Source organism: Thioalkalivibrio sp. AKL19, assembly GCF_000420165.1.
Lineage (GTDB): Bacteria > Pseudomonadota > Gammaproteobacteria > Ectothiorhodospirales > Ectothiorhodospiraceae > Thioalkalivibrio.
In genome coordinates this window covers 56,952-77,588 of the sequence record NZ_ATUK01000018.1, presented here as the reverse complement: position 1 = coordinate 77,588, position 20,637 = coordinate 56,952, and the positions used below count along the sequence as shown (strand labels likewise).

Genomic DNA, 20,637 nt, shown 5'->3' with positions numbered 1-20,637 from the left:
TGCGCCCGGCGACCCGGCATGGCGTGGTTCACTCGGCGCCCCGGATCGAGGGGTTCACCGCGGTCAGCTGCCCGTTGTCGGTAACGACGTACAGCGTACCGTTCACCAGGGTCGGCCGCGTGACCACGGAACCGGAGCTGGCGCGCAGCCGGGCCACGATGCGCCCGTCCTCCAGGTCGATCCAGTGCAGGTAGCCCTCGTAGTCGCCGACGATCGCGTGCTGCCCCACCACGACCGGCGCGGTAACGCCACGCAGGCGCAGGCCGTCCATCTGCCACAGGTCGCCGCCACTGCGCGGCTCCAGCCCCCAGACGTGGCTTTCGGCGTCGGTCACCACCAGCACGTCGGACCCGGTATCGACGTCCGCGCCCTGGTAGGACGAGAAGTCGCGGGCCCAGAAGATCTCGCCGGAATTCAGGTCCAGAGCCGCCAGGCGCCCCTGATAGGTCGCGGCGATGGCCGCCCCGCGATACAACGGGATGTGCCCGTCGACGTCCACCATGCGCTCGACCTCGGTGCGGCCACTGGGGACGCCCAGGGTCGTCTCCCAGAGGACGTTCCCGCGGTTGAGTCCCAGCATCAGCAGCCGCCCGTTGTCGAACCCGGCCAGCACCCGGCCGGAGGTGATCTGCGGGCGCTGGGCCCCGCGCAGGCTGAGCGAGGGAGTGGTGCGCAGCGCGGTCCACTGGGTTGCGCCGGAGGCTGCATCCAGGGCGTGGATGCGCCCGTCGTTGGTCCGCACGACCACCAGCCCGGCGGCCACGTCCGAGACCGTCAGAACCTCGCTGGAGAGCGCGGCCCGCCAGCGCTCGCCACCGCCTTCGAGATCCACGCCAATGGCGTAGCCGTCCAGCGTGCCGACCACCGCGAGGTCTTCCCCGACCCCCACGCCGGCGGAGACGCGGGCATCGTCCAGGCGCACCTGCCAGCGCTGACTGCCGCCATCGGGATTCAGACCGGAGACGCGTCCCGCGGCATCGGTCATCACCACCAGGTCATCGGTAATGCCCGGGTAGACCTGCCACAGGAAACGCTCGCCGCCGCTGCCCACCGAGCGCGACCACAGCCGCTCCGGCTGGCCCTCGGCCTCGAAGTCCGGCAGGTCCGCGGGCGGCTCGGTGGTATCGCGCTGCCACAGACCGCAGGCGCTCAGGGACAGGATCAACGCGCTGGCAATCAGCAGGCGCACGGCCGGACTCGCAAGGGAAGGCACTGACATCGGGCGAGGAATCCTCTGGACGGAAAATTTAGACGGAGAGTTCTTCGTACTTCAGGCGCAGGTACTCGGGGCTGTGCCCCGCGTCCAGTGCGGCCTCGTAATGTTCGCGGGCAGCCTCGCGATCGCCACGGGCACGGGCCAGATCGCCTTCCAGCTCGCGCTTGAGCCCCGTGAAGGCATCGCTGCGGATGTCCGCCAGGGTGGCCTCGGCGTCATCGAGACGCTCGGCGAGGATCATCTGACGGGCCAGACGCAGGGTCAGGACCTCGCGATAGCCGCGATCCGGCGCGGCGTCACGCGCGGCCTGCAGGGCATCGATCGCGGCCTCGGGGTCATCCTGCGCGATCGCCACGTCCGCACGGTAGACCCAGGCGAGGGCTCGGTAGGGTGTCCCCCGGCCCTGCTCGATCACCGCATCGGCCAGTTCCAGCGCACGATCGGTCTGACCGGTCCGTCCGGCCGTCTGCAGGGCCTGATACATCTCGGAGGCCGCCTGGGCCCGCGTTTCCTCGCGATCGCTCCACCAGTTCCAGCCAAACAGGCCGCCGATCCCGAGGACCAGCCCGGCCACGATCGCCAGGCCGTTGTCCGACCACCACTGCTTGATGCGCTCGGCTTTTTCTTCGTCGGTGAGATAACTCATCGTGTCTTCTGTCCTTGCGTTGGCTACGAGCGCGCGTCGAGGGCGCTGCGCAGATGATCGGCGAGGGATGCACGGTCGACGGCCACCTGCTCGCCGCCCTGCGATCTTAACGGCTTCACCGTCACGGTGCCCGCGGCGTGTTCGTCGCTTCCGAGGACCAGGGCGTAGTGCGCCCCCAGCCGGTCGGCGCGCTTCATCTGCGACTTGAAGCTCCCGCCGCCACAGTGCTGCACCAGGCGCAGCCCCGGCAACTCGCCACGCAGCTGTTCCGCCAGCTGCAGCGCCGGCCCCACCAGCTCGTCGCCCCCGACAATCAGGTACGCATCGGGCCCCGGGGCCGCCGGGGCCTCTTCCCGCGCCTCCAGCAGCGCCACCAGGCGCTCCAGCCCCATGGCCATCCCGATGGCCGGGGTCCCGCGCCCGCCGAGCTGTTCGACCAGGCCATCGTAGCGGCCGCCGGCGCATACCGTGCCCTGGGCACCAAGGTCATCGGTGATCCACTCGAATACGGTATGCGTATAGTAATCGAGGCCGCGCACCAGGCGCGGGTTGTGCTCGTAGGCGATGCCCAGCGCGTCGAGATGCGCGCACAGGCCATCGAAGTGGGCGCGCGAGGCGTCGTCCAGGTCATCCATCAGGCTGGGCGCGTTCGCAACGACCTCTCGGGTCTCCGGATGCTTGCTGTCGAGGATGCGCATCGGGTTGTCGTACAGCCGGCGCTGCGCCTCCTCGTCCAGGGCGTCGCGGTGCTGCTCGAAATAGGCAATCAGGTGGTCGCGATAGCGCTGACGGCTTTCGGGGGTGCCCAGCGTATTCAGTTCCAGACGCACGTTCGCCAGTCCCAGCATGTGCCACAGCCGCGCCGTCATCGCCAGCATCTCGGCGTCGACATCCGGGCCCGGGAGACCAAAGACCTCGACTCCGACCTGATGGAACTGACGATAGCGACCCTTCTGCGGGCGCTCGTGGCGGAACATCGGCCCCAGGTACCACAGGCGCTGGACCTGGTTGTGCAGCAGCCCGTGCTGGATCCCGGCGCGCACGCAGCTGGCGGTCCCCTCGGGGCGCAGGCTCAGGCTGTCGCCGTTACGGTCGTCAAAGGTATACATCTCCTTCTCGACGATGTCGGTGACATCGCCGATAGAGCGCTTGAACAGCTCCGTGGCCTCCACGATCGGCATACGGATCTCGTGGTAGCCGTAGCCCTCCAGGACCTCGCGCAGGGTGGCTTCCAGGTGCTGCCAGACGTGAATGGACTCGGGCAGGATGTCGTGCATCCCGCGGATCGACTTGATCGCTTTCATGGCGTCTTTCTTGGTTGTGATAGCCGACCGGGAAGGCCCGGGCTCAGCCTTCCAGATCGAAGCGCGCGGTGCGGTCGCTACGGATATGCGGCTCGAGGTCCACCGGTTCGCCGTCCAGCGTCAGCGAGACGCCAGGGGCGTTGCCCAGGATCACCCGGCCCGGCAGCTCCAGACGGAGCGTCTCGCGATCGCCCGAACTGAGCACACCGGTCAGCACTACCTCGTCATCGGCATCGCGGATCTCCACCCAGGAGGTTTCCTCGAATGTCAGTACCAGCTCGGCGCCGTCGCCCGCCTCGGCCGGCCCGGAATCGGCCTCGGCCACGGACTCGGTTTCAGGCAATGCGGCCACATCGGGCGTGGCCGGCTCTTCCGGCACGGCCAGGCGCTCGGTCAGGGACTCGGCCGTCACCCCGGGCGGCGCGGTTTCAGCCGCGGCCTCGGCGGAATCGTCCCCGCCGGGCCCGGTCATCGGGGATTCGGCGGTCTCCTCTACCGGAGCTTCTTCCGCCACGCCCGCCGGAGCGGGCGTCTCGGGCTCGGCACGCTCGCTGTCCGAGGGAATGGTCTCCGGCGGACCCGGTGGGTCTACATCCGCGTCCTGGGTCCCGCCCAGCCCCGGAACCGCCTCGCGGGCGTCGCCCAGGTTCAGCGACGGCAGGACCGGGGTCCCCGTGCGTTCACTCCAGGCGTACACCCCGAGACCCAGCAGGATCGCGAACAGCAACAGGGCCAGCCAGTAGATGCCCCGGCCGCGGCGCTGGTGACGCGCCCGCGCGGACGGTGTCGCGACCGCCCGGAGTTCGGGGTCCACCAGGCCATGACGCTCGAAGGCCTCGATCCACGGGCCGGCATCCACACCAAGCTCGCGCGCGCAGGAGCGCAGATACCCCCGTACGTACGCCGGCGGCATGTGCTGAAAGCGGTTGGACTCCAGATCTTCCAGGGTACCGCGCCCCAGATGGATACGGCGGGCCAGGGACGCGGTATCGTGACCCGCGGCCTCGCGCGCCCGGCGCAGGCTGGCACCGGGCTCGTCGTCGTTCCCCGGCACCTCCGCCTCGGTGCCACCTGGCTGATCGCGGGTGGTCAGGCCGTGGGCGGCGGAGAACGACGGCTCCGGGTCGGGGTCCGTCGCCTCGGTGCGCAGCGGGGCGACGTTTCCGGTCGAGTCATCGACATCCTCGACCCGGCCCAGATCCGGTTCCTTGTCGCGCGAATCGCTCACCCCTCACGCTCCAGACGGCGCAGCTCGGTCATCTCTTCGCTGTCCGGGTGCTGGCGGCTCAGGCGCTCGGCGCAGGCATTGGCCGCGCGGCTGTTCCCCAGCGCGGTCTCGGCCTGGTAGCACAGCAGGAGCGTCTCGGCATTCTCCACGCCCTGGCTGTCCAGGCGCTGAAGGAAGGCACGGGTCTGCATGGGGCGGTCGGCGTGATAGGTCAGCCGCGCCATTTCCAGCAGCGCCCGCGGGTACTGCGGGTTCAGTTCCAGTGCACGCCGCAACTGACGTTCCGCCTGTTCAGTGTCGCCTGCATCGGCGTGACAGACGCCGGAATTCATGTAGGCGATGTCGCGACGGTCGTAGTCCGGGTTGTCGATGGCCCGGGCGAAGAGCTCCTGGGCCTCGTCGAAGTCCTCGCGACTACACAGCAGCGCACCCAGGTTGGTCTGGGCGAAGGGGTTCCCCTCGTCCCGGCGCAGGGCCCGACGGTAGTGTTCCTCGGCACGGTCCAGCTGGCCCTTGCGCTCGTACACCGCCGCCATGCCGATGTTGGCCAGGGCGTAGCCGGGGTCATAGTCGAGCGCGCGGCGAAGGTTGCGTTCGGCCTGCTCGAACTCGCCTTCGCGCAGATACCCGATCCCGAGCTCGGCATGCACCTCGGCCGCCTCCTCGCGCTCGCCGGAGACCGGCCGGTCGGCGGTCGCGGCACAGCCCCCCAGCAGCAGCGCCAAGCACAGCAACGCCGCCAGGCGCAAACCCGTGCGTCCCGTCATGAAGCCCTCCGGTCCGTCTGTGGCAACTCGGCATGCAGGCGGAACATGCGCATGCCGCGATTGGTTCGATCCTCGACCTGCCCCACCAGCTGCCCGCAGGCGGCATCGATGTCGTCGCCGCGCGTCCGACGCACGGTGGTGACGTAGCCGGCCTTCTGCAGGCGCCGCTCGAACGCCAGCACATCGGTCTCGCGCGGGCGGTCGAACGGGGCTCCCGGGAACGGATTGAACGGGATCAGGTTGATTTTGCCGGGGATGCCGCGCAACAGCGCGGCAAGCTCGTTGGCGTGCTCGGGCTGATCGTTCACCCCCGCCAGCAGGACGTATTCGAAGGTCACGCCGCTGTGGGCCTCGGTCGCCTCGACGTAGCGGCGGCAACTGTCCAGAAGCCGGGCAATCGGGTACTTGCGATTGATCGGCACCAGGCGGTCACGCAATGCATCGTTCGGCGCATGCAGGCTGACGGCCAGCGCAACATCGGTGTGTTCGCTCAGACGATCCAGGGCCGGCACCAGCCCGGAGGTCGACAACGTCACGCGCCGCCGGCTGAGGCCGTAGGCGTTGTCGTCGGTCATCAACTGGCAGGCGGGGACCACCGCATCGAAATTGGCCAGCGGCTCGCCCATGCCCATCAGGACCACGTTGCTCACCGCCCGCTTGCGGCCTTCCGGCGCCGGCAGGCGCTGCATGGCCAGCCACACCTGACCGATGATCTCGGCACTGGTGAGATTGCGGTTGAAGCCCTGCTGGGCCGTGGAGCAGAAGGTGCAGTCGAGCGCACAGCCGACCTGGGAGGAGATGCACAGCGTGCCGCGGCCGCCCTCGGGGATGAAGACGGTCTCGATGGCATTGCCATCGGGGAGCCGCAACACCCATTTGACGGTGCCGTCGGAGGAGGCCTTTTCCAGCCCGATCTCGGGTACCCGGATCTCGGTCTCGCGGGCCAGGCGCTCGCGCAGCTTGCGCGAGACGTCGGTCATCTGCTCGAAGTCGGTGACCCCGCGCTGATGGATCCACTTGATCAGCTGGGTGGCACGAAAACGCGGTTCACCCCACTGCGCCAGCAGCTCGACGAGCTGTTGGTGGCTGTAGCCCAGCAGATTCAGGAGGGTGGAGGATGCGCTTGCCATAACAGGGACCGGTTGGCTCAAGTCCCCTAGTGTACTGTGCCGAAGGGATGCCTGCCTACGGGGCCCGCTGCGCGGTGCAGCCGGGCCCCTTAGGGAAACACTGATCAATGTACACACTCGCGTTGGCACCCCAGGTTGTCCGAGACAAGGCGCGTCGTGCGGCGGGTAGTGGTTCTACCCGCAATCGGCGCAACGCAGGATCGGGGAACCTGGGGCGCCAACCCCGAAGGGGCTCGGCCGCCCGTTGTTGATCAAAAACGGGCGTGGGAACTGCGTTGCGGCTCCCTTGTGCAGAATGACTGCACGGCAGTCACCGCGCCTTGTTCGCACGCAAAAGCGACTCGAGCGCGAGCGTGTACATTGATCAGTGTTTCCCTTGGTGCCTGCGGAGCTCTTATCGGGTACGCGGGCAGACGCCGTCGTCACCGAAGAAGAACGCGATCTCGCGCTCGGCGGTTTCCGGGGCATCGGAGCCGTGCACGGCGTTCTCGTCGATGGAAACAGCGAAGTCGGCGCGGATGGTGCCCGGAGCCGCTTCCTTCGGGTTGGTCGCGCCCATGATGTCGCGGTTCTTGGCGATGGCGTCCTCACCTTCCAGGACCTGAACCAGCACCGGGCCGGAGATCATGAACTCGACCAGGTCATTGAAGAACGGGCGTTCCTTGTGCACGTCGTAAAAGCCTTCGGCCTGCTCGCGGCTCAGGTGCATCATGCGCGCGCCGACGACCTTCAGGCCGGCCTTCTCGAAGCGGCCGATGATGTCGCCGATCGCGTTCTTGGCAACGGCGTCGGGCTTGATGATGGAAAGGGTGCGTTCAACGGCCATGGGGCGGCTCTCCTGCTACTTGGATTGATTTCGGTCGCCGGGCCCGGGTGCAAACGCGAGAACCCGCCGAACGGCGGGTTCCCAACGCAAAACGACGCGGACACAACGTGCGGCGCGTAGTCTAGCGACCTGACGCCTTCGCGGCAATCCGGCGCCAAAAACCGTGATTTCACCACGAAGCCCACGAAGAAATTCAAGGGCGAACAAATTGCACAGGAAGACGGGAAGATAGGAAGATTTTGTTTTTGGTGCGCCTGTCGGTGGATGGGCGGCAATGCCTGCCTATCCGTCCAGCCATGACACTGCGGCCTACACCCAGAATCTTCCCGCCTTCCAATCTTCCTGTTGATCGCTTTTGACTTTCTTCGTGTCTTCGTGGGCTTCGTGGTGAATAAACGCCTTGGACCACCAAGGCGTCCGGTCAGTCGTCGACGTCGGCCTCGTCCATCCAGGCGAGCTGGATCGCCTCGAGGATGCGCTCGCCCGAGCGGTCCGGGTCGTCATCGAAGTCCGGCAGGCCCATCACCCACTGGCGCAGGTCCATGAAGTTGATGTTGCGCGGGTCGACGTCCGGGTGTTCGTCGGCCAGCTGCATCGCGATTTCCTGGGTATCGGTCCACTTCATCGCCTATCCCTCGCTCAGTGGTTTTCGGAGACCTGGTTGATGGTGTACTTCGGCAGTTCCACCACGAGATCGCTGTCCGCCACAATGGCCTGGCAGGAAAGCCGCGAGTCCGGCTCCAGGCCCCAGGCCTTGTCCAGCATGTCTTCCTCGTCCTCGGTCGGCTCGCCCAGGCTGTCGAGACCTTCGCGCACGTAGACATGGCAGGTCGTGCAGGCGCACGACTTCTCGCAGGCATGCTCGATCTCGATGCCGTTTTGCAGTGCGAGATCACAGATGCTGATGCCCGACTGGGCCTCGAGGGAGGCGCCTTCGGGGCAGATTTCCTCGTGGGGCAGAAAGATTACCTGGGGCATGTTCTCAGTTCCCTGCGTCGTATTCGCTAACGTTGTGTCCGGCGAGCGCGCGCCGGATGCTGTCATTCATGCGCCGCGCGACAAAGGCCTCCGAGGCCTGCTCCACGCGCTTGCGGGCGGCCTCGATGGCGTCCGGATCCGCGCCCTTCTCGCGCTCGGCGCGCAGGGCGTCGCGCGCCTGCTCGATGGTCTGGCGTTCCTCGGGCTCGAGATACCGATCGCCATCCGCCTCCAGCGCGGCGTCCAGTGCCTCGAGCACCCGGTCGGCCTCGACCAGCTCCTCGCGCAGGCGGCGGGCCTCCATGTCCTCGCGGGCCGAGGACGCCGAATCGCGCAGCATCTGCTCGATCTCGGCGTCGGTCAGGCCATAGCTCGGCTTGACCTCGATATGCGCCTCGACCCCCTGGGTCTGCTCGCGCGCGGTCACGTTCAGCAACCCGTCGGCGTCCACCTGGAAGGTCACGCGGATGCGCGCCGCACCGGCGACCATTGGCGGGATGCCGGAAAGCGTGAACCGGGCCAGCGAGCGGTTGGCGTCGACCACGTCGCGCTCGCCCTGCACGACGTGCAACGACATCGCGGTCTGGCCGTCCTTGAAGGTGGTGAACTCCTGCGCCCGCGTGACCGGGATGGTAGTGTTGCGCGGGACGATGAACTCGACCAGCCCCCCCATCGTCTCCAGCCCGAGCGACAGCGGGATCACATCCAGCAACACCAGCTCGGTATCCGGCTTGTTGCCGGCCAGGATGTCCGCCTGTTGCGCGGCCCCGATCGCGACCACGCGGTCCGGATCGATCCCGGCGCGCGGGGTCCGGCCGAAGTAGCCCTCCACCGCCTCGCGCACCGCCGGCATGCGAGTGGACCCACCGACCAGCACGACCTCGTCGATGCCGTCTTTCTCCAGCCCCGCGTCCGCCAGCACCTGCCGGCAGGCGGTCATGGTGCGCTCCAGCAGCGGGCGGGCCAGTTCCACCAGGGTGTCGCGATCCATCTCGCCGGACCAGGTGGAACCATCAGCGCGCACGACCTCGACCGTGGTGCTCGCGACGTCGGTCAGGGCCTCCTTGGCATGGCGCGCGGCCAGCAACACGCGGCGCAGGCGCTGCGGATCGGTCTCCCCGCCCATGCCAGCCTGGGTCAGGAGCCAGTCGGCGATGGCGCGGTCGATGTCGTCGCCGCCCAGGGCCGAATCGCCGCCGGTCGCCAGCACCTCGAACACGCCCCGGCGCAGCTGCAGGATGGAGATATCGAAGGTCCCGCCGCCCAGGTCATAGACGGCGATGGTGCTTTCCTCGCCCTGGTCCAGGCCGTAGGCGACGGCCGCCGCGGTCGGCTCGCTGATCAGACGGAAGACGTTGAGCCCGGCCAGCTGCGCGGCGTCGCGCGTGGCCTGGCGCTGGGCATCATCAAAATACGCGGGCACGGTAATCACGACGCCCTCGAGCTCGTCGCCCAGGGTCGCTTCGGCGCGCGCCCGCAGCGTCTGCAGGATCTCCGCGGACACTTCCACGGCGGTCTTGTCGCCCGCCGCCGTCTCGATCCGCGGCACGCTGGACTCGCCGGTCTTGAGCCGGAACGGCAGCTCGCCGGACAGTGTCGCGACATCCGCCGCCCCCCGCCCGATCAGGCGCTTCACCGAGGCGATGGTGTTGTGCGGGTCGTCCGCCGCATGTTCGGCCGCCGCATGACCCACGGTTACGCCGTCCGCGGCGTAGTGCACCACCGACGGCAGGATATGCCGCCCCTGCTCGTCCGGCAGCGTGTCCACCTCACCGCTGCGCACGGTCGCGACCAGCGAATGGGTGGTGCCGAGATCGATCCCGGCCGCCAGGTGCCGCTGGTGCGGGGCGGAGTCAGCTCCGGGTTCAGTGATCTGCAGTAAGGCCATCGAAAATCGGCTCCTTCACTCGGCCGCAGCCAGGTTTCGTCGGGTTCGTTTCATCTCGTCCAGCAGGCGGTCGAAGAAGCGCAGCTCCAGCACCCGGTCCTTGGCGTCTTCTGCCGGTGCCTCCGGGTCCTTCAAAGCCTCCGCGACTTTCGCCCGCGCGGCGGCGCGGGCCTGCTCCAGCTCGCCGCCGGCTACCTCCAGCGCTTCGCTGTCGCGCGCCGCCGCGGCCTCTTCCAGGCGCTCGCGCCACTCGATCTGCGCCTCGATGAACTCGATGTTCTGGCTGGTATCGCGCTCGGGATCGAAATCCACCCCGGTGCGCTCCAACAGGTGCACAGCGCGCCGGTAGTCGTCCGCCAGGATCGCGTAGGCCTCGTTCACGTCGGCCGCCACCGATGCCGCCATGCGCCGGGCCTGATCGCCCTGGCGCACAAAACGGTCCGGATGCAGCTCCGCCTGCAGCCGGCGAAAGCGCTCGTCCAGCTGTTGCCGGTCCACCTCGAAGGCGACCGGCAGGTCAAACTGCTCGAATGGGTCGTTCATCCAGTCTCGGCCTTGCGACGGGGCAACAAAAGAAAAGGGGTGGGACGACGGCCGCCGGGAACGGATCCCCGCGCGACCCCCATGCACCACCCCGCATACGAGGCTCAGTCAGATGCTGAAGCTTTCACCGCAGCCGCACCGCGCCTTCTCGTTCGGGTTGTTGAACCTGAACCCCTCGTTCAGGCCTTCCTTGCCGAAGTCCAGCTCGGTCCCGTCGAGGTACACGAGGGACTTCGGGTTCACGACCAGCTTCACGCCGCGATCCTCGAACACCGTGTCGGTGTCCTCGATATCGTCGGCGAACTCCACCACGTAGGCCATGCCGGAGCAGCCGGTCGTCCTGACGCCCAGCCGGACGCCCACGCCCTTGCCCCGTTTCTCGAGGAAGCTGTGGATGCGTTCGGCCGCGGGTTCGGTCACTGTAATCGCCATAGGGCCCTCAGGCAGATTTCTTCTCGGCTTCGGCGGCCTCGCCGTGGCGCTCCTGGTAGTTCGAGACCGCCGCCTTGATGGCGTCCTCGGCCAGCACGGAGCAGTGGATCTTCACCGGCGGCAGCGCCAGTTCCTCGGCGATCTGGGTGTTCTTGATCTGGCTCGCCTCTTCCAGGGTCTTGCCGCGCACCCATTCGGTCAGCAGCGAGCTGGAGGCGATCGCGGAACCGCAGCCATAGGTCTTGAACTTGGCATCCTCGATGATGCCCTCGTCGTTGACCTTGATCTGCAGCTTCATCACGTCGCCGCAGGCCGGCGCGCCGACCATGCCGGTACCGACCGAGTCATCGTTCTTGTCGAAGCTGCCGACGTTACGCGGATTTTCGTAGTGGTCCAGAACCTTGTCACTGTAAGCCATGACCGTTCTCCTGTTGCGTGTGTACGCGTTGCGTTAGTGGTGTCGAGCGGGCCCCTAGTGGGCCGCCCACTCGACGGTGCTCAGATCGATGCCGTCCTGGTACATCTCCCACAGCGGCGAGAGCTCGCGCAGCTTGGCGACCGCGGCGCGCACGATCTCGACCGTGTGATCGACCTCTTCCACGGTGGTGTAGCGACCGATGGAGAAGCGGATCGAGCTGTGCGCCAGCTCGTCGTTGCGGCCCAGGGCGCGCAGGACATAGGACGGTTCCAGACTCGCCGAGGTACAGGCCGATCCGGAGGACACGGCGATGTCGCGCAGCGCCATGATCAGGCTCTCGCCCTCGACGAAGTTGAACGACACGTTCAGGTTGTGCGCGACGCGCTGCTCCTGATCGCCATTCAGGTAGACCTCTTCCATGCCGTCGAGACCGGCCCACAGGCGGTCGCGCAGCATGCGGATGCGTTCGAGTTCGGGGCCCATCTCGGCACCGGCGATCGCGAAGGCCTCGCCCATGCCGACGATCTGGTGCGGCGCCAGCGTGCCGGAACGCATGCCGCGCTCATGGCCACCGCCGTGCATCTGCGCCTCGATGCGAACGCGCGGCTTGCGGCGCACGAACAGGGCGCCGATGCCCTTCGGGCCGTAGGTCTTGTGCGCGGAGAAGCTCATCAGGTCCACCGGCAGCTTCGACAGGTCAACCGCGACCTTGCCGGTCGACTGCGCGGCATCCACGTGGAACACGATGCCGCGCTCGCGGCACAGGTTGCCGATCGCCTCGATGTCCTGGATCACGCCGATCTCGTTGTTCACGTGCATCACCGACACCACGATGGTGTCGTCACGCATCGCGTCTTGCAGCTCCTGCATGTCGATCAGGCCGTTTTCCTTCACGCCCAGGTAGGTCACCTCGAAGCCCTCGCGCTCGAGCTGGCGCGTGGTGTCGAGCACGGCCTTGTGCTCGGTCTTCACGGTGATGATGTGCTTGCCCTTGCGCTGGTAGAAGTGCGCCGCACCCTTGATCGCCAGGTTATCGGCCTCGGTCGCACCGGAGGTCCAGATGATCTCCTTGGGATCGGCACCCACCAGCTCGGCGACCTGGCCGCGGGCGTTCTCCACCGCCTTTTCCGCGTTCCAGCCGAAGCTGTGGCTGCGCGAGGCGGGGTTGCCAAACAGGCCGTCCTTGGTCAGGCAGCCCGCCATCTTCTCCGCCACACGCTCATCGACCGGCGTGGTGGAGGAATAATCCAGATAGATCGGCAGTTTCAGGTCACTCATGGGGCGTTAGCTCCTCTCCGCGGCCGCCTCGGCGGCCGCATGGCTTTTATCGGTCGAGGCCTGCAGCGAGGTGCCGTGCATGACGACCTCCTGCACACCGTCTTTTTCCATTTGTTCGCGGTGGCGCTGCAATACATCCGCCAGCGAGCGGGTGCTGAGAAAGTCGTAGACCTGCTGGCTCAGATCGGTCCAGAGGTCGTGCGTCAGGCAGCGCGAATCCGAGTTGCAGTTGGCCTTGCCACCGCAGCGGGTCACGTCGACCGGTTCGTCCACCGCGACCACGATCTCGGCCACGCTGATGCCTTCCGGCTCGCGGCTGAGGGCATAGCCTCCGCCCGGCCCGCGGCTGCTGTTCACCAGGCCCTTGCGGCGCAGCCTGGAAAAAAGCTGCTCCAGATAGGACAATGAAAGCTTCTGCCGGCGCGCCACTTCGGCCAGGGATACCGGCCCGTTGCGGGTATGCATCGCCACATCCAGCATGGCGGTCACGGCGTAGCGGCCTTTGGTCGTCAGTTTCATGGTTGAGTGCACTTGTCGGTCATTTGCCGGCAAGCTTAGCAATACCTGACCAAAACGATCAAGTATTCCCCTGCTGTTTACGTTCTTGTTCGCTCGCCGTGCTCACCGGAACCTCGCATTCATCCGGTTCCAGGCCCTCGAGATCGCAGGCCTCCAGCGGGCCGGATTCGTCCTCGCCCAGGGCCTCGCCCGGGTCGATGCCGGCACGCTTGAGCGCCTGGCAGGCCCGCTCCATGCGTTCGTCCAGGTCGTGCACGCGCTGCACGATGCGATGAATGGCGTTTGCCACCGGGTCCGGCATGTCGCGCGACAGGCCGTAGGCATCGAAGCCCATGCGATCCGCCATCTGCTGGAAACCCGGGTCCGGTTCCCGGCGCGGGCCGATCACCCGGGCGGGGATCCCCACCGCCGTTGCATCCGCCGGCACGTCCTTCAGCACGACCGCGTTGGAGCCGATGCGCGCATGGTTTCCGACGTGGATGGGGCCGAGCAGCTTGGCGCCCGCACCGATCACCACCTCGTTGCCGAGCGTCGGGTGGCGCTTGCCACCCTCCCAGGTCGTGCCGCCCAAGGTCACCTGGTGGTAGATGGTGCAGTCGTCGCCGACCTCGGCGGTCTCGCCGATCACGACGCCCATGCCGTGGTCGATAAAAAACCGCCGGCCAAGGGTCGCCCCCGGATGGATCTCGATCCCGGTCACCCAGCGGCTGAAGTTGCCGACTACCCGCCCCAGCCAGCGCATCTTGTGATTCCACAGCCAGTGCGCGAGTCGGTGATACCACAGTGCATGCAGCCCGGGGTACGCGGTCAGCACCTCGAAGGCGTTGCGTGCCGCCGGGTCACGGTCAAACACGCAGCGAATGTCCTCGCGCATCCTGTCAAACATCAACCGGCCTCAAATCCTGAGTACTCCACTAGGTTATCACGCAGTGCGCACGCGGCCTCAGCGGCCCCTTTCGGTGTGCGTCAATATACCGCGCAGCATGCGCACCTCGCTGGCGCTCAGCCCGGCGCGCAGGTAAAGATGCCGCAACCGCCGCATCAGGTTGCGAGGATTGTCCGGGTCGAGGACCTCGATGGTGGTCAGGGCCTGTTCGAAATGCCGGAACAAGCCTTCCATCTCCGCCTGGGTCGCCAGCGGGTCGCGCTCGGCCTCCTCCGCGCTCGCGGCGGGGGACGCGATGTCTTCCGGACCACCCAGCGCGGCCATGCGCAGCGCGTAGGTCATCACCTGGACGCTGCCGGCCAGATTCAGGGAACTGAAATCCGGTACCGTCGGGATCTGCACGAAGGCATTGCAGTGATCCAGCTCGGTGTTGGTCAGGCCACTGTGCTCGCGGCCGAAGACCAGGGCCACCGGCCCCGCGGATGCATGCGCGAGTACCTGCCCGGCCGCGACGTCGGGCCCCAGGACCGGCACCGAGTGGGTGCGCAGCCGCGCGCTGGTGCCCACCACCCACACGCAGTCGGCAACGGCGGTGGCCAGATCCTCCACCACCCGCGCCCGGGCCAGCAGGTCATCCGCCCCCGAGGCCAGCGCCGTCGCGTCGGCATGCGGGAATTTCTCCGGCGCCACCAGCACCAGATCGGCGATCCCCATGGCCTTCATCGCGCGCGCGGCCGAACCGATATTGCCCGGATGCGTCGTACCCACCAGCACGACCCGCGCCCGGCCCAGGCGTTCTTCCATTCGTGGAGCCCCCTCGTCAAAGGCCACGGATTGTACACACGGGCACCCGCGACTTCCCAAAAAAGAGCCGCTTGTGTATTGTTCGCGGCCTTCCCGCGGCTTGCCAGAGAGGCCCGCCGGACACCCCGCAGAACACCAGGAGACCCCATGCACCCCATGCTGAACACGGCGGTATCGGCGGCCCGCGAGGCCGGACGCATCACCACCCGCGCCTGGGGACGGCCGGATCGCATGAACACCCGCGAGAAGGCCCGCAACGACTGGGTGTCGGACGTCGACCTGTCCGCCGAACAGGCCATCGTGCAGACCCTGCGCCGCGCCTATCCCGACCACTCGATCATGGCCGAGGAAGGCGGCGAGCAAAGCGGCAGCGACGCCGACTTTGTGTGGATCATCGACCCGCTGGACGGCACCACCAACTATCTGCGCGAAATCCCGCAGTACGGCATCTCCATCGCCCTGAAACACAAGGGCCGGCTGGAGCAGGCAGTGGTCTACGACCCGCTGAAGGAAGAGCTGTTTACCGCCACGCGCGGCGCCGGCGCCTTCCTCAATAGCCGCCGCATCCGCGTTACCGAACGCAAGGACCTCAACGGCGCCCTGCTGGGCACCGGCATCCCGTTCCGCGAGGGCCAGGACCTGGAGCGCTACCTGAGCAGCCTGCGCCACCTGGTACCCGGCACCGCCGGGGTACGCCGCCCCGGCTCGGCCGCACTGGACCTGGCCTGGGTCGCCTGCGGGCGCTTTGACGGCTTCTGGGAGATGGGCCTGCAGCCCTGGGACATGGCCGCGGGCCTGCTGCTGGTACAGGAAGCCGGCGGCGTGGTCAGCGACTGGCAGGGCAACCCGGACGTGATGCGCCGTGGCGACGTCGTCGCCGGCAACCCGAAGGTCCTCAAGGCCATGCTCCAGCGCCTGCACAAAGCGGAAAAGGAAGCCAGCAGCCGCACCGATGCCTGAAGGCCTCGCGCCGCCCCCGGGCACCGGGTGTCAGCCCCCACTGTCAGCCCCGCGCCTGACCTTGCGCTCGATGCGCGTGCGCATCGACCTCAGGGAGAACCACACCCCCGCGACCACGACCGGCACCGCCACCCCGATGGCCAGGTTCACCGGTACCTGCACCGCGACGACCTCGTCCAGTCCACGTAGCAGGTAGGCCACCAGGCTGGTCAGGTAGTAGCTGATCACCACCACCGAAAGCCCTTCCACCGTGCGCTGCAGGCGCAACTGCAGATCGGCGCGCCGGTTCATCGAGCCCAGCAGATCGCGGTTCTGCCGTTCCAGCGTCACATCCACCCGGGTGCGCAACAACGCTCCAGTGCGATGGACGCGCATCGACAGCACCTCCAGCCGTTCCGCCTGCGACGCACAGGTACCCATGGCCGGATCCATGCGCCAGCCGAGGTACTCGCACAGCGTCTGCAGCCCCGGCATGCGCACCGTCCTCAACTCCTCGGCACCCTTGTTGACCAGCGAGGCATAGGCGCGGGAGGCATGGAAACGGCTGCCGGCATAGCTGCTCAAGCGCTCGACATCGGATGCAAGGTCGGAGAGTACGGCCAGCAAATGCTCCTCGCGCTCGGACGCGGCGAACTGCTCGGTGATGCCCGCCATCTCGTCGTTGATATCGTTCAGGCGACTCTCGAGCTCGTCGAGTTCCGGCATCAGCTCACGGACCAGCGGGAGCGCCAGCAGGGCCAGCAAGCGGTAGGTCTCCAGCTCGAACAGGCGCTGGGCAATTCGCCCGGCCTCACGCCGGGTGAGGTCGATATCGCGCACCAGGAAGCGGGAGAAGCCGTCTTCGTGGACCCGGAAATCCGTCCACACCAGGCCGTCACCGCCGGCCACGCCGTTGCCGACGAAGGCATGCGGGGCGAATACAGCCTCCAGCTCCTCGACGGTCCGTTCCGGCATGTCCCGCGACTCCAGCGCCAGATGGATCGCGGCGATCGTGCTACCCGGCAGCTCGGCCAGCCAGTCCGCCGGTACCCGGTTGATCGCCGGATCGGCGAACGGATCGCTGACCGTTTCCCCGGTCACGAAGAATGACCACGTGGAGAACTCGTTGTGGCGTTCCCAGCGCATGCGGAACGTCCCGAGATCACAGGCAACGAAATTTTTCTCCGGGAGCGGTTCCTCGCTTCCAAAGCGATGGCAGAGCGAAGCCACCAGCTCGCGTTCGCGGCCGATGGAGTCACGGGGCGACAACAAGGCCAGCCATGAAGCCCTGGCAGGCGCGTCCAGCGGCTCGTAGAAGCGCGCGTGGACCTCGTCGTGGATCGCCTCCCGCAGGGGGTGGCTCGGGGGCAGGGACGGACTCTCTTTCATCACGGATTCAGCCTGTAAACGGTTGCCAGCAGCCGGGACAGGCCGCGCCGGCGCAAGGGGACACGCACGGCCCGGAAATCCTGCCGACCGGAGTGCCGCTCCAACCGGGGCCCCGCTCCAGATGAAAAGCCGGATTCATGCCCACATTCGCCCTCGAGTCGCCCTGGCGTGCTGACCAGGCCCGCTGAGTGCAGTGTAGCCGAGCTGCGAAGGCGGGCCGCAACGCAATCCGCCAGCCCGTTTTCAGCAACGACGGGCGAACGAGGCTTCGAAGGGTGAGCGCCCCATTGCCCACAATCCTGCGGCACGCAGCGGGTCGACCACCACCCGCTGCGTTAGACGCCGAGTCTCGGAAAACCTCGGCTACCCACGCCATTGGGTACATGAATCGGGGTTTCCCTAATCGCGCTCCTGCAGCCAGAGGACCAGGCGGGCGTGGTGTTCGGGATCGGTTTCGATGGCACGCCCCGGGCGCAAGTCGTACTCCCCGAACGCCGCATCCACCGCCTCGCTGTCCCCGGCCCACGCCTCGCTGAGACGGAAAATCAGGGTTGTCGGCGACGGCCGGTGCACCGCCGGATGGAAGCGCTGTGAGATCATCCCCGGCAGCGGCGGCTCCGGCTCCGAGCGAAAGCCGTCGTCGTCGCGGAAGCGCTCCCAGGCCGCTTCCAGCAATGCGAGCGCCGGGGCCTGCTCGCCCTCGCCCGTGGCGGCCTTCCAGTCGCGCAGTCCGCGCGCAACAAAGGCGTAATCGTTCAACGTGGCGGCCCCCGCCTGCGCGGCGGGCAGGCCCATCAGCGCGGGCAGTTCATCCGCATCGGAAGCAACCTCCAGCAGCCAGGCATACACCGCCGCACCGGCCTCCAGGAAGCGCTCATCATGCTGCGCGCCCTCCGCCAGGGCGGAGAGCAGCAGACCGTGCGCCCCGGTCAGGACCTTCTCGTCGCGCGGCAGGCCGCGCGCCTCGCGGGCCCGGATCAGCGCCTCGCGCCCGGCGGCCACCTGTTCGCGCACCGCCTCCTCGTCCAGGTCAAAGCGCTCTGCCAGGGCCTCGACCCCCGCGCCACGCCGTGGCAGGTAGCCGAGATCGAACACCGAACTGCCCTCCATGCCGAACCAGGCGCGCACCAGCCCCGGATGCTCGTGGTCCGCCAGCGCGGACTCGAGATCCGCCTCGGGCCAGAGGTAGGCACCGCCCTCGCGCCCCTCGTCGTCGACCGCCGACAGGCTCGACGCGAACCCGCGGAACCCGTCCTCGGCGGTCTCCGCCCGGTCTCCGGTCTCGTCCTCGCGCAGAGCCATGTCGCGCTTGACGAAATCGAGATTCTCCAGTCCCAGCTCGACCCAGTCGTCGCGGCCGAAATGGTCGCCGGCACGCAGGTACACCAGCGCCAGTTGGGCCTGATCCTCCAGCATCACCTCGAAGTGCGGTTCGTTCCAGTCCGGCGACTCGGAATAGCGGAAGAAACCGCCCCCCAGCACATCGCGCAGGCCGGAGTGGGCCATCTCGTCCAGGGTGATCTCCAGGAATTCCGCAACCCACCCGGGGGCCGTACCGGCCTGTTCGGCCTCCAGCATTGCGTACAGATACGGCGAATGCGGGAACTTGGTAGAGCTGCCAAAGCCGCCCTGCAGATCGTCCGCCTCGCGTTCCAGCCGGTTCCACAATACCTGCGGCAGGCGGCCGGCACGGCTTTCCGACATTGGCTCCTCGCCCTCGCGCAACTGCTGGGTCAACTCCTCGCTACCGCGCCGAGCGAGATCCACCAGCCGGTCGTAGTCCGCCTCCAGACGCTGGGTAATGCCATCGAGGAATTCGGCGAACTGATCGCGCGGGGCGTACACCACGCCGGTCAGCGCGTGCCCGCGGGGCGTGACCACCACGTTGAGCGGCCAGCCCGCGCTGCCGGCGGTGGCGCGCTGGAACTCCAGCAGGTAGCTGTCCAGTGCCCCGTTGACCTCGCGATCCACCTTCACCGGGATGAAATTCTCGTTCAGGCGCTCGGCGATACCTTCGTCCTTGAAGCTCTCCTCCTGCATCACATGGCAGTAGTAACAGGAGTAATAGCCACTGGAGATCAACAGCGGCCGCTGCTCCTCCTTCGCCTTCTCGAGGAGGGCCGGATCCCAGGCACGCCACTGAACCGGATCCTCCACGTGCAGGCGCAGATAGGGCGAAATGCTGTCGGCCATCTCCGGATTGGCCTGGACGCTGCCGGGTGCGGCCAGCGCCGCCAGCAGCAGCGGGGCGAGGAGTCCGGACCAGCGATTTCCGAGCGGTGCAAACATGCGATCCTCCAGCAACAACGAAAAAAGGTTGCTACCCTTTGGGACGCGCAGACCGGGAAGGTTCATTCCCATTCCCGGGGCCACGCGGATCGCAGCACATATTTCACCGCTTGTACATGCGCTGTATAAATGTCGTACAATTTATTCATGGCGAGCGCGACGCACATCGAACCCCACGACGAAGAAGGCCTGTACCCGATCCGGCACGTATGCGCGGAGACGGGCATCAACGACGTGACGCTACGTGCCTGGGAGCGCCGCTACGGGCTGATTCGCCCGATGCGCACACCCAAGGGTCACCGGCTCTACAGCCTTGGTGACATCGCGCGGATCAAGCGGATCATGGAGCTGCTGGAACAGGGCATACCGGTGTCCCAGGTCCATCGGGTCCTGGATGACGAACCCGCGTCGGCACCCGCCCGGTCCGAGCCGAGCAAGACCGGGACGACCCCGGAGAACACCAGGCGGCCTCAACGGCGCACGAGTGCCAGCCCCGGGATCGCCCCCCACACCATGGACCCTCTCGCCGAGGCCCTGTACGACTCGGTCACGGATCTGGACGTCGGTGAACTGGATCGCACCTACGCCCGGCAGGTCATGCGCCACGGCTGGGATGGCGTCCACGAAAGCGCCTTCCTCGAGGTCTACCGCCGCCTGCGCGAGGAGTCCCGGCACGACGCCGAAGGCGAAGTCCGCCTGGCCATCTTCGCGGCCTGGGCCACCGCGGCCTTCGCCGATCAGTTGCGCACCGCGACCCGGGCCTGCGATGACCCCGCCTACCCCTGCCTGGTGCTGGGCGGCGGTCACCAGCAGGTCGGCGGCATGTTGCTGCAGCTCGCCTGCGCCCGCCGCGGCCTGAAGACCCTGCCCCTGTTCGACGCCACCAGCCCCGAGGGCCTGGAGACCCTGATGCGCCGCCTCAACGCCCCGGCGCTGATCATCCATGGCTCCTCGCAACTGATGCGCAGCCCCGAGCTCCCCCGGGTGGAGGCCATCCTCAAGCAGGCCGGTCCGCCCTGCTACCTTGCGGGCTCGGCGGCCCTGGAGCTTTCGAAGTGCGAACACGGCCGCGAGATCGAGGTCCTGCCCGGGCCGCCCCTGGAAGCCGCGGCGCGGCTCTCGCGGCACCTGCCCCAGTAGCCGTCCCCACCGTTTCC

Annotated in this window: 21 protein-coding genes; 2 read left to right on the top strand and 19 right to left on the bottom strand. The window is 67.5% G+C overall.

Translation table 11 applies throughout. From position 1 onward, the window contains the following. Positions 1 to 28: 28 nt before the first annotated feature. The 17 genes from bamB to F817_RS0113405 form a co-directional block, all read right to left on the bottom strand. Complete coding sequence (gene bamB / locus F817_RS0113485; protein WP_024328141.1) at positions 29 to 1,189, bottom strand: outer membrane protein assembly factor BamB; 1,161 nt, start codon at positions 1,187 to 1,189, stop codon at positions 29 to 31. Positions 1,190 to 1,247: 58 nt separating this feature from the next. After that, positions 1,248 to 1,862 carry a tetratricopeptide repeat protein gene (locus F817_RS0113480; RefSeq protein ID WP_024328140.1) on the bottom strand — a complete coding sequence of 205 codons (615 nt, stop codon included), beginning with the start codon at positions 1,860 to 1,862 and terminating at the stop codon, positions 1,248 to 1,250. Positions 1,863 to 1,885: 23 nt separating this feature from the next. Next, complete coding sequence (gene hisS, locus F817_RS0113475) at positions 1,886 to 3,166, bottom strand: histidine--tRNA ligase (protein WP_024328139.1); 1,281 nt, start codon at positions 3,164 to 3,166, stop codon at positions 1,886 to 1,888. Positions 3,167 to 3,209: 43 nt separating this feature from the next. After that, the gene (locus tag F817_RS0113470; protein ID WP_024328138.1) at positions 3,210 to 4,394 is read right to left on the bottom strand and encodes a helix-turn-helix domain-containing protein; all 1,185 of its coding nucleotides are present in this window, start codon (positions 4,392 to 4,394) and stop codon (positions 3,210 to 3,212) included. Further along, positions 4,391 to 5,161, bottom strand: a complete 771-nt coding sequence (gene pilW, locus F817_RS0113465) for a type IV pilus biogenesis/stability protein PilW (protein ID WP_024328137.1) — start codon at positions 5,159 to 5,161, stop codon at positions 4,391 to 4,393. The genes F817_RS0113470 and pilW overlap by 4 nt, the downstream gene beginning before the upstream one ends. Next, positions 5,158 to 6,291: a 23S rRNA (adenine(2503)-C(2))-methyltransferase RlmN gene (gene rlmN / locus F817_RS0113460; RefSeq protein ID WP_024328136.1), complete on the bottom strand. Its 1,134-nt coding sequence runs from the start codon at positions 6,289 to 6,291 to the stop codon at positions 5,158 to 5,160. Before rlmN ends, pilW begins: the two co-directional genes overlap by 4 nt. A 394-nt stretch (positions 6,292 to 6,685) precedes the next feature. Further along, the gene (ndk, locus tag F817_RS0113455; RefSeq protein WP_017942415.1) at positions 6,686 to 7,117 is read right to left on the bottom strand and encodes a nucleoside-diphosphate kinase; all 432 of its coding nucleotides are present in this window, start codon (positions 7,115 to 7,117) and stop codon (positions 6,686 to 6,688) included. Between the two features lie 421 nt (positions 7,118 to 7,538). Next, positions 7,539 to 7,742, bottom strand: coding sequence for a Fe-S cluster assembly protein IscX (iscX, locus tag F817_RS0113450; RefSeq protein WP_017942414.1), 204 nt, complete (start codon positions 7,740 to 7,742; stop codon positions 7,539 to 7,541). A gap of 14 nt (positions 7,743 to 7,756) precedes the next feature. Then, a complete protein-coding gene (gene fdx / locus F817_RS0113445; protein ID WP_024328135.1) occupies positions 7,757 to 8,095 on the bottom strand; it encodes an ISC system 2Fe-2S type ferredoxin in 339 nt (112 codons plus the stop codon). Positions 8,096 to 8,099: 4 nt separating this feature from the next. Further along, positions 8,100 to 9,983 (bottom strand): Fe-S protein assembly chaperone HscA, encoded by a 1,884-nt coding sequence (gene hscA, locus F817_RS0113440; protein WP_024328134.1) that lies wholly within the window; start codon positions 9,981 to 9,983, stop codon positions 8,100 to 8,102. A 15-nt stretch (positions 9,984 to 9,998) separates the two neighbouring features. Continuing rightward, positions 9,999 to 10,526 (bottom strand): Fe-S protein assembly co-chaperone HscB, encoded by a 528-nt coding sequence (hscB, locus tag F817_RS0113435; protein WP_024328133.1) that lies wholly within the window; start codon positions 10,524 to 10,526, stop codon positions 9,999 to 10,001. A 108-nt stretch (positions 10,527 to 10,634) separates the two neighbouring features. Beyond that, positions 10,635 to 10,958, bottom strand: coding sequence for an iron-sulfur cluster assembly protein IscA (gene iscA, locus F817_RS0113430; protein WP_024328132.1), 324 nt, complete (start codon positions 10,956 to 10,958; stop codon positions 10,635 to 10,637). Positions 10,959 to 10,965: 7 nt separating this feature from the next. After that, the gene (gene iscU, locus F817_RS0113425; protein ID WP_024328131.1) at positions 10,966 to 11,376 is read right to left on the bottom strand and encodes a Fe-S cluster assembly scaffold IscU; all 411 of its coding nucleotides are present in this window, start codon (positions 11,374 to 11,376) and stop codon (positions 10,966 to 10,968) included. 54 nt (positions 11,377 to 11,430) lie between these two features. Next, positions 11,431 to 12,654, bottom strand: coding sequence for an IscS subfamily cysteine desulfurase (locus F817_RS0113420; protein WP_024328130.1), 1,224 nt, complete (start codon positions 12,652 to 12,654; stop codon positions 11,431 to 11,433). Between the two features lie 6 nt (positions 12,655 to 12,660). Beyond that, positions 12,661 to 13,173 (bottom strand): Rrf2 family transcriptional regulator, encoded by a 513-nt coding sequence (locus F817_RS0113415; RefSeq protein WP_024328129.1) that lies wholly within the window; start codon positions 13,171 to 13,173, stop codon positions 12,661 to 12,663. Between the two features lie 58 nt (positions 13,174 to 13,231). Continuing rightward, positions 13,232 to 14,059: a serine O-acetyltransferase gene (gene cysE / locus F817_RS0113410; RefSeq protein WP_196801223.1), complete on the bottom strand. Its 828-nt coding sequence runs from the start codon at positions 14,057 to 14,059 to the stop codon at positions 13,232 to 13,234. 57 nt (positions 14,060 to 14,116) lie between these two features. Beyond that, positions 14,117 to 14,863, bottom strand: a complete 747-nt coding sequence (locus F817_RS0113405; RefSeq protein WP_024328127.1) for an RNA methyltransferase — start codon at positions 14,861 to 14,863, stop codon at positions 14,117 to 14,119. A 147-nt stretch (positions 14,864 to 15,010) separates the two neighbouring features. Between F817_RS0113405 and F817_RS0113400 the strand changes: the two genes are divergently transcribed. Further along, a complete protein-coding gene (locus F817_RS0113400) occupies positions 15,011 to 15,823 on the top strand; it encodes an inositol monophosphatase family protein (protein ID WP_024328126.1) in 813 nt (270 codons plus the stop codon). A gap of 30 nt (positions 15,824 to 15,853) precedes the next feature. On the opposite strand, the gene F817_RS0113395 is transcribed toward F817_RS0113400, so the two are convergent. Continuing rightward, complete coding sequence (locus tag F817_RS0113395; RefSeq protein ID WP_024328125.1) at positions 15,854 to 17,191, bottom strand: DUF3422 family protein; 1,338 nt, start codon at positions 17,189 to 17,191, stop codon at positions 15,854 to 15,856. Positions 17,192 to 17,590: 399 nt separating this feature from the next. Next, positions 17,591 to 19,480 (bottom strand): thioredoxin domain-containing protein, encoded by a 1,890-nt coding sequence (locus F817_RS0113390; protein ID WP_024328124.1) that lies wholly within the window; start codon positions 19,478 to 19,480, stop codon positions 17,591 to 17,593. 129 nt (positions 19,481 to 19,609) lie between these two features. Here F817_RS0113390 and F817_RS0113385 point away from each other — a divergent pair, with 129 nt between their 5' ends. After that, positions 19,610 to 20,620 (top strand): MerR family transcriptional regulator, encoded by a 1,011-nt coding sequence (locus F817_RS0113385; RefSeq protein ID WP_024328123.1) that lies wholly within the window; start codon positions 19,610 to 19,612, stop codon positions 20,618 to 20,620. Positions 20,621 to 20,637: the final 17 nt, after the last annotated feature.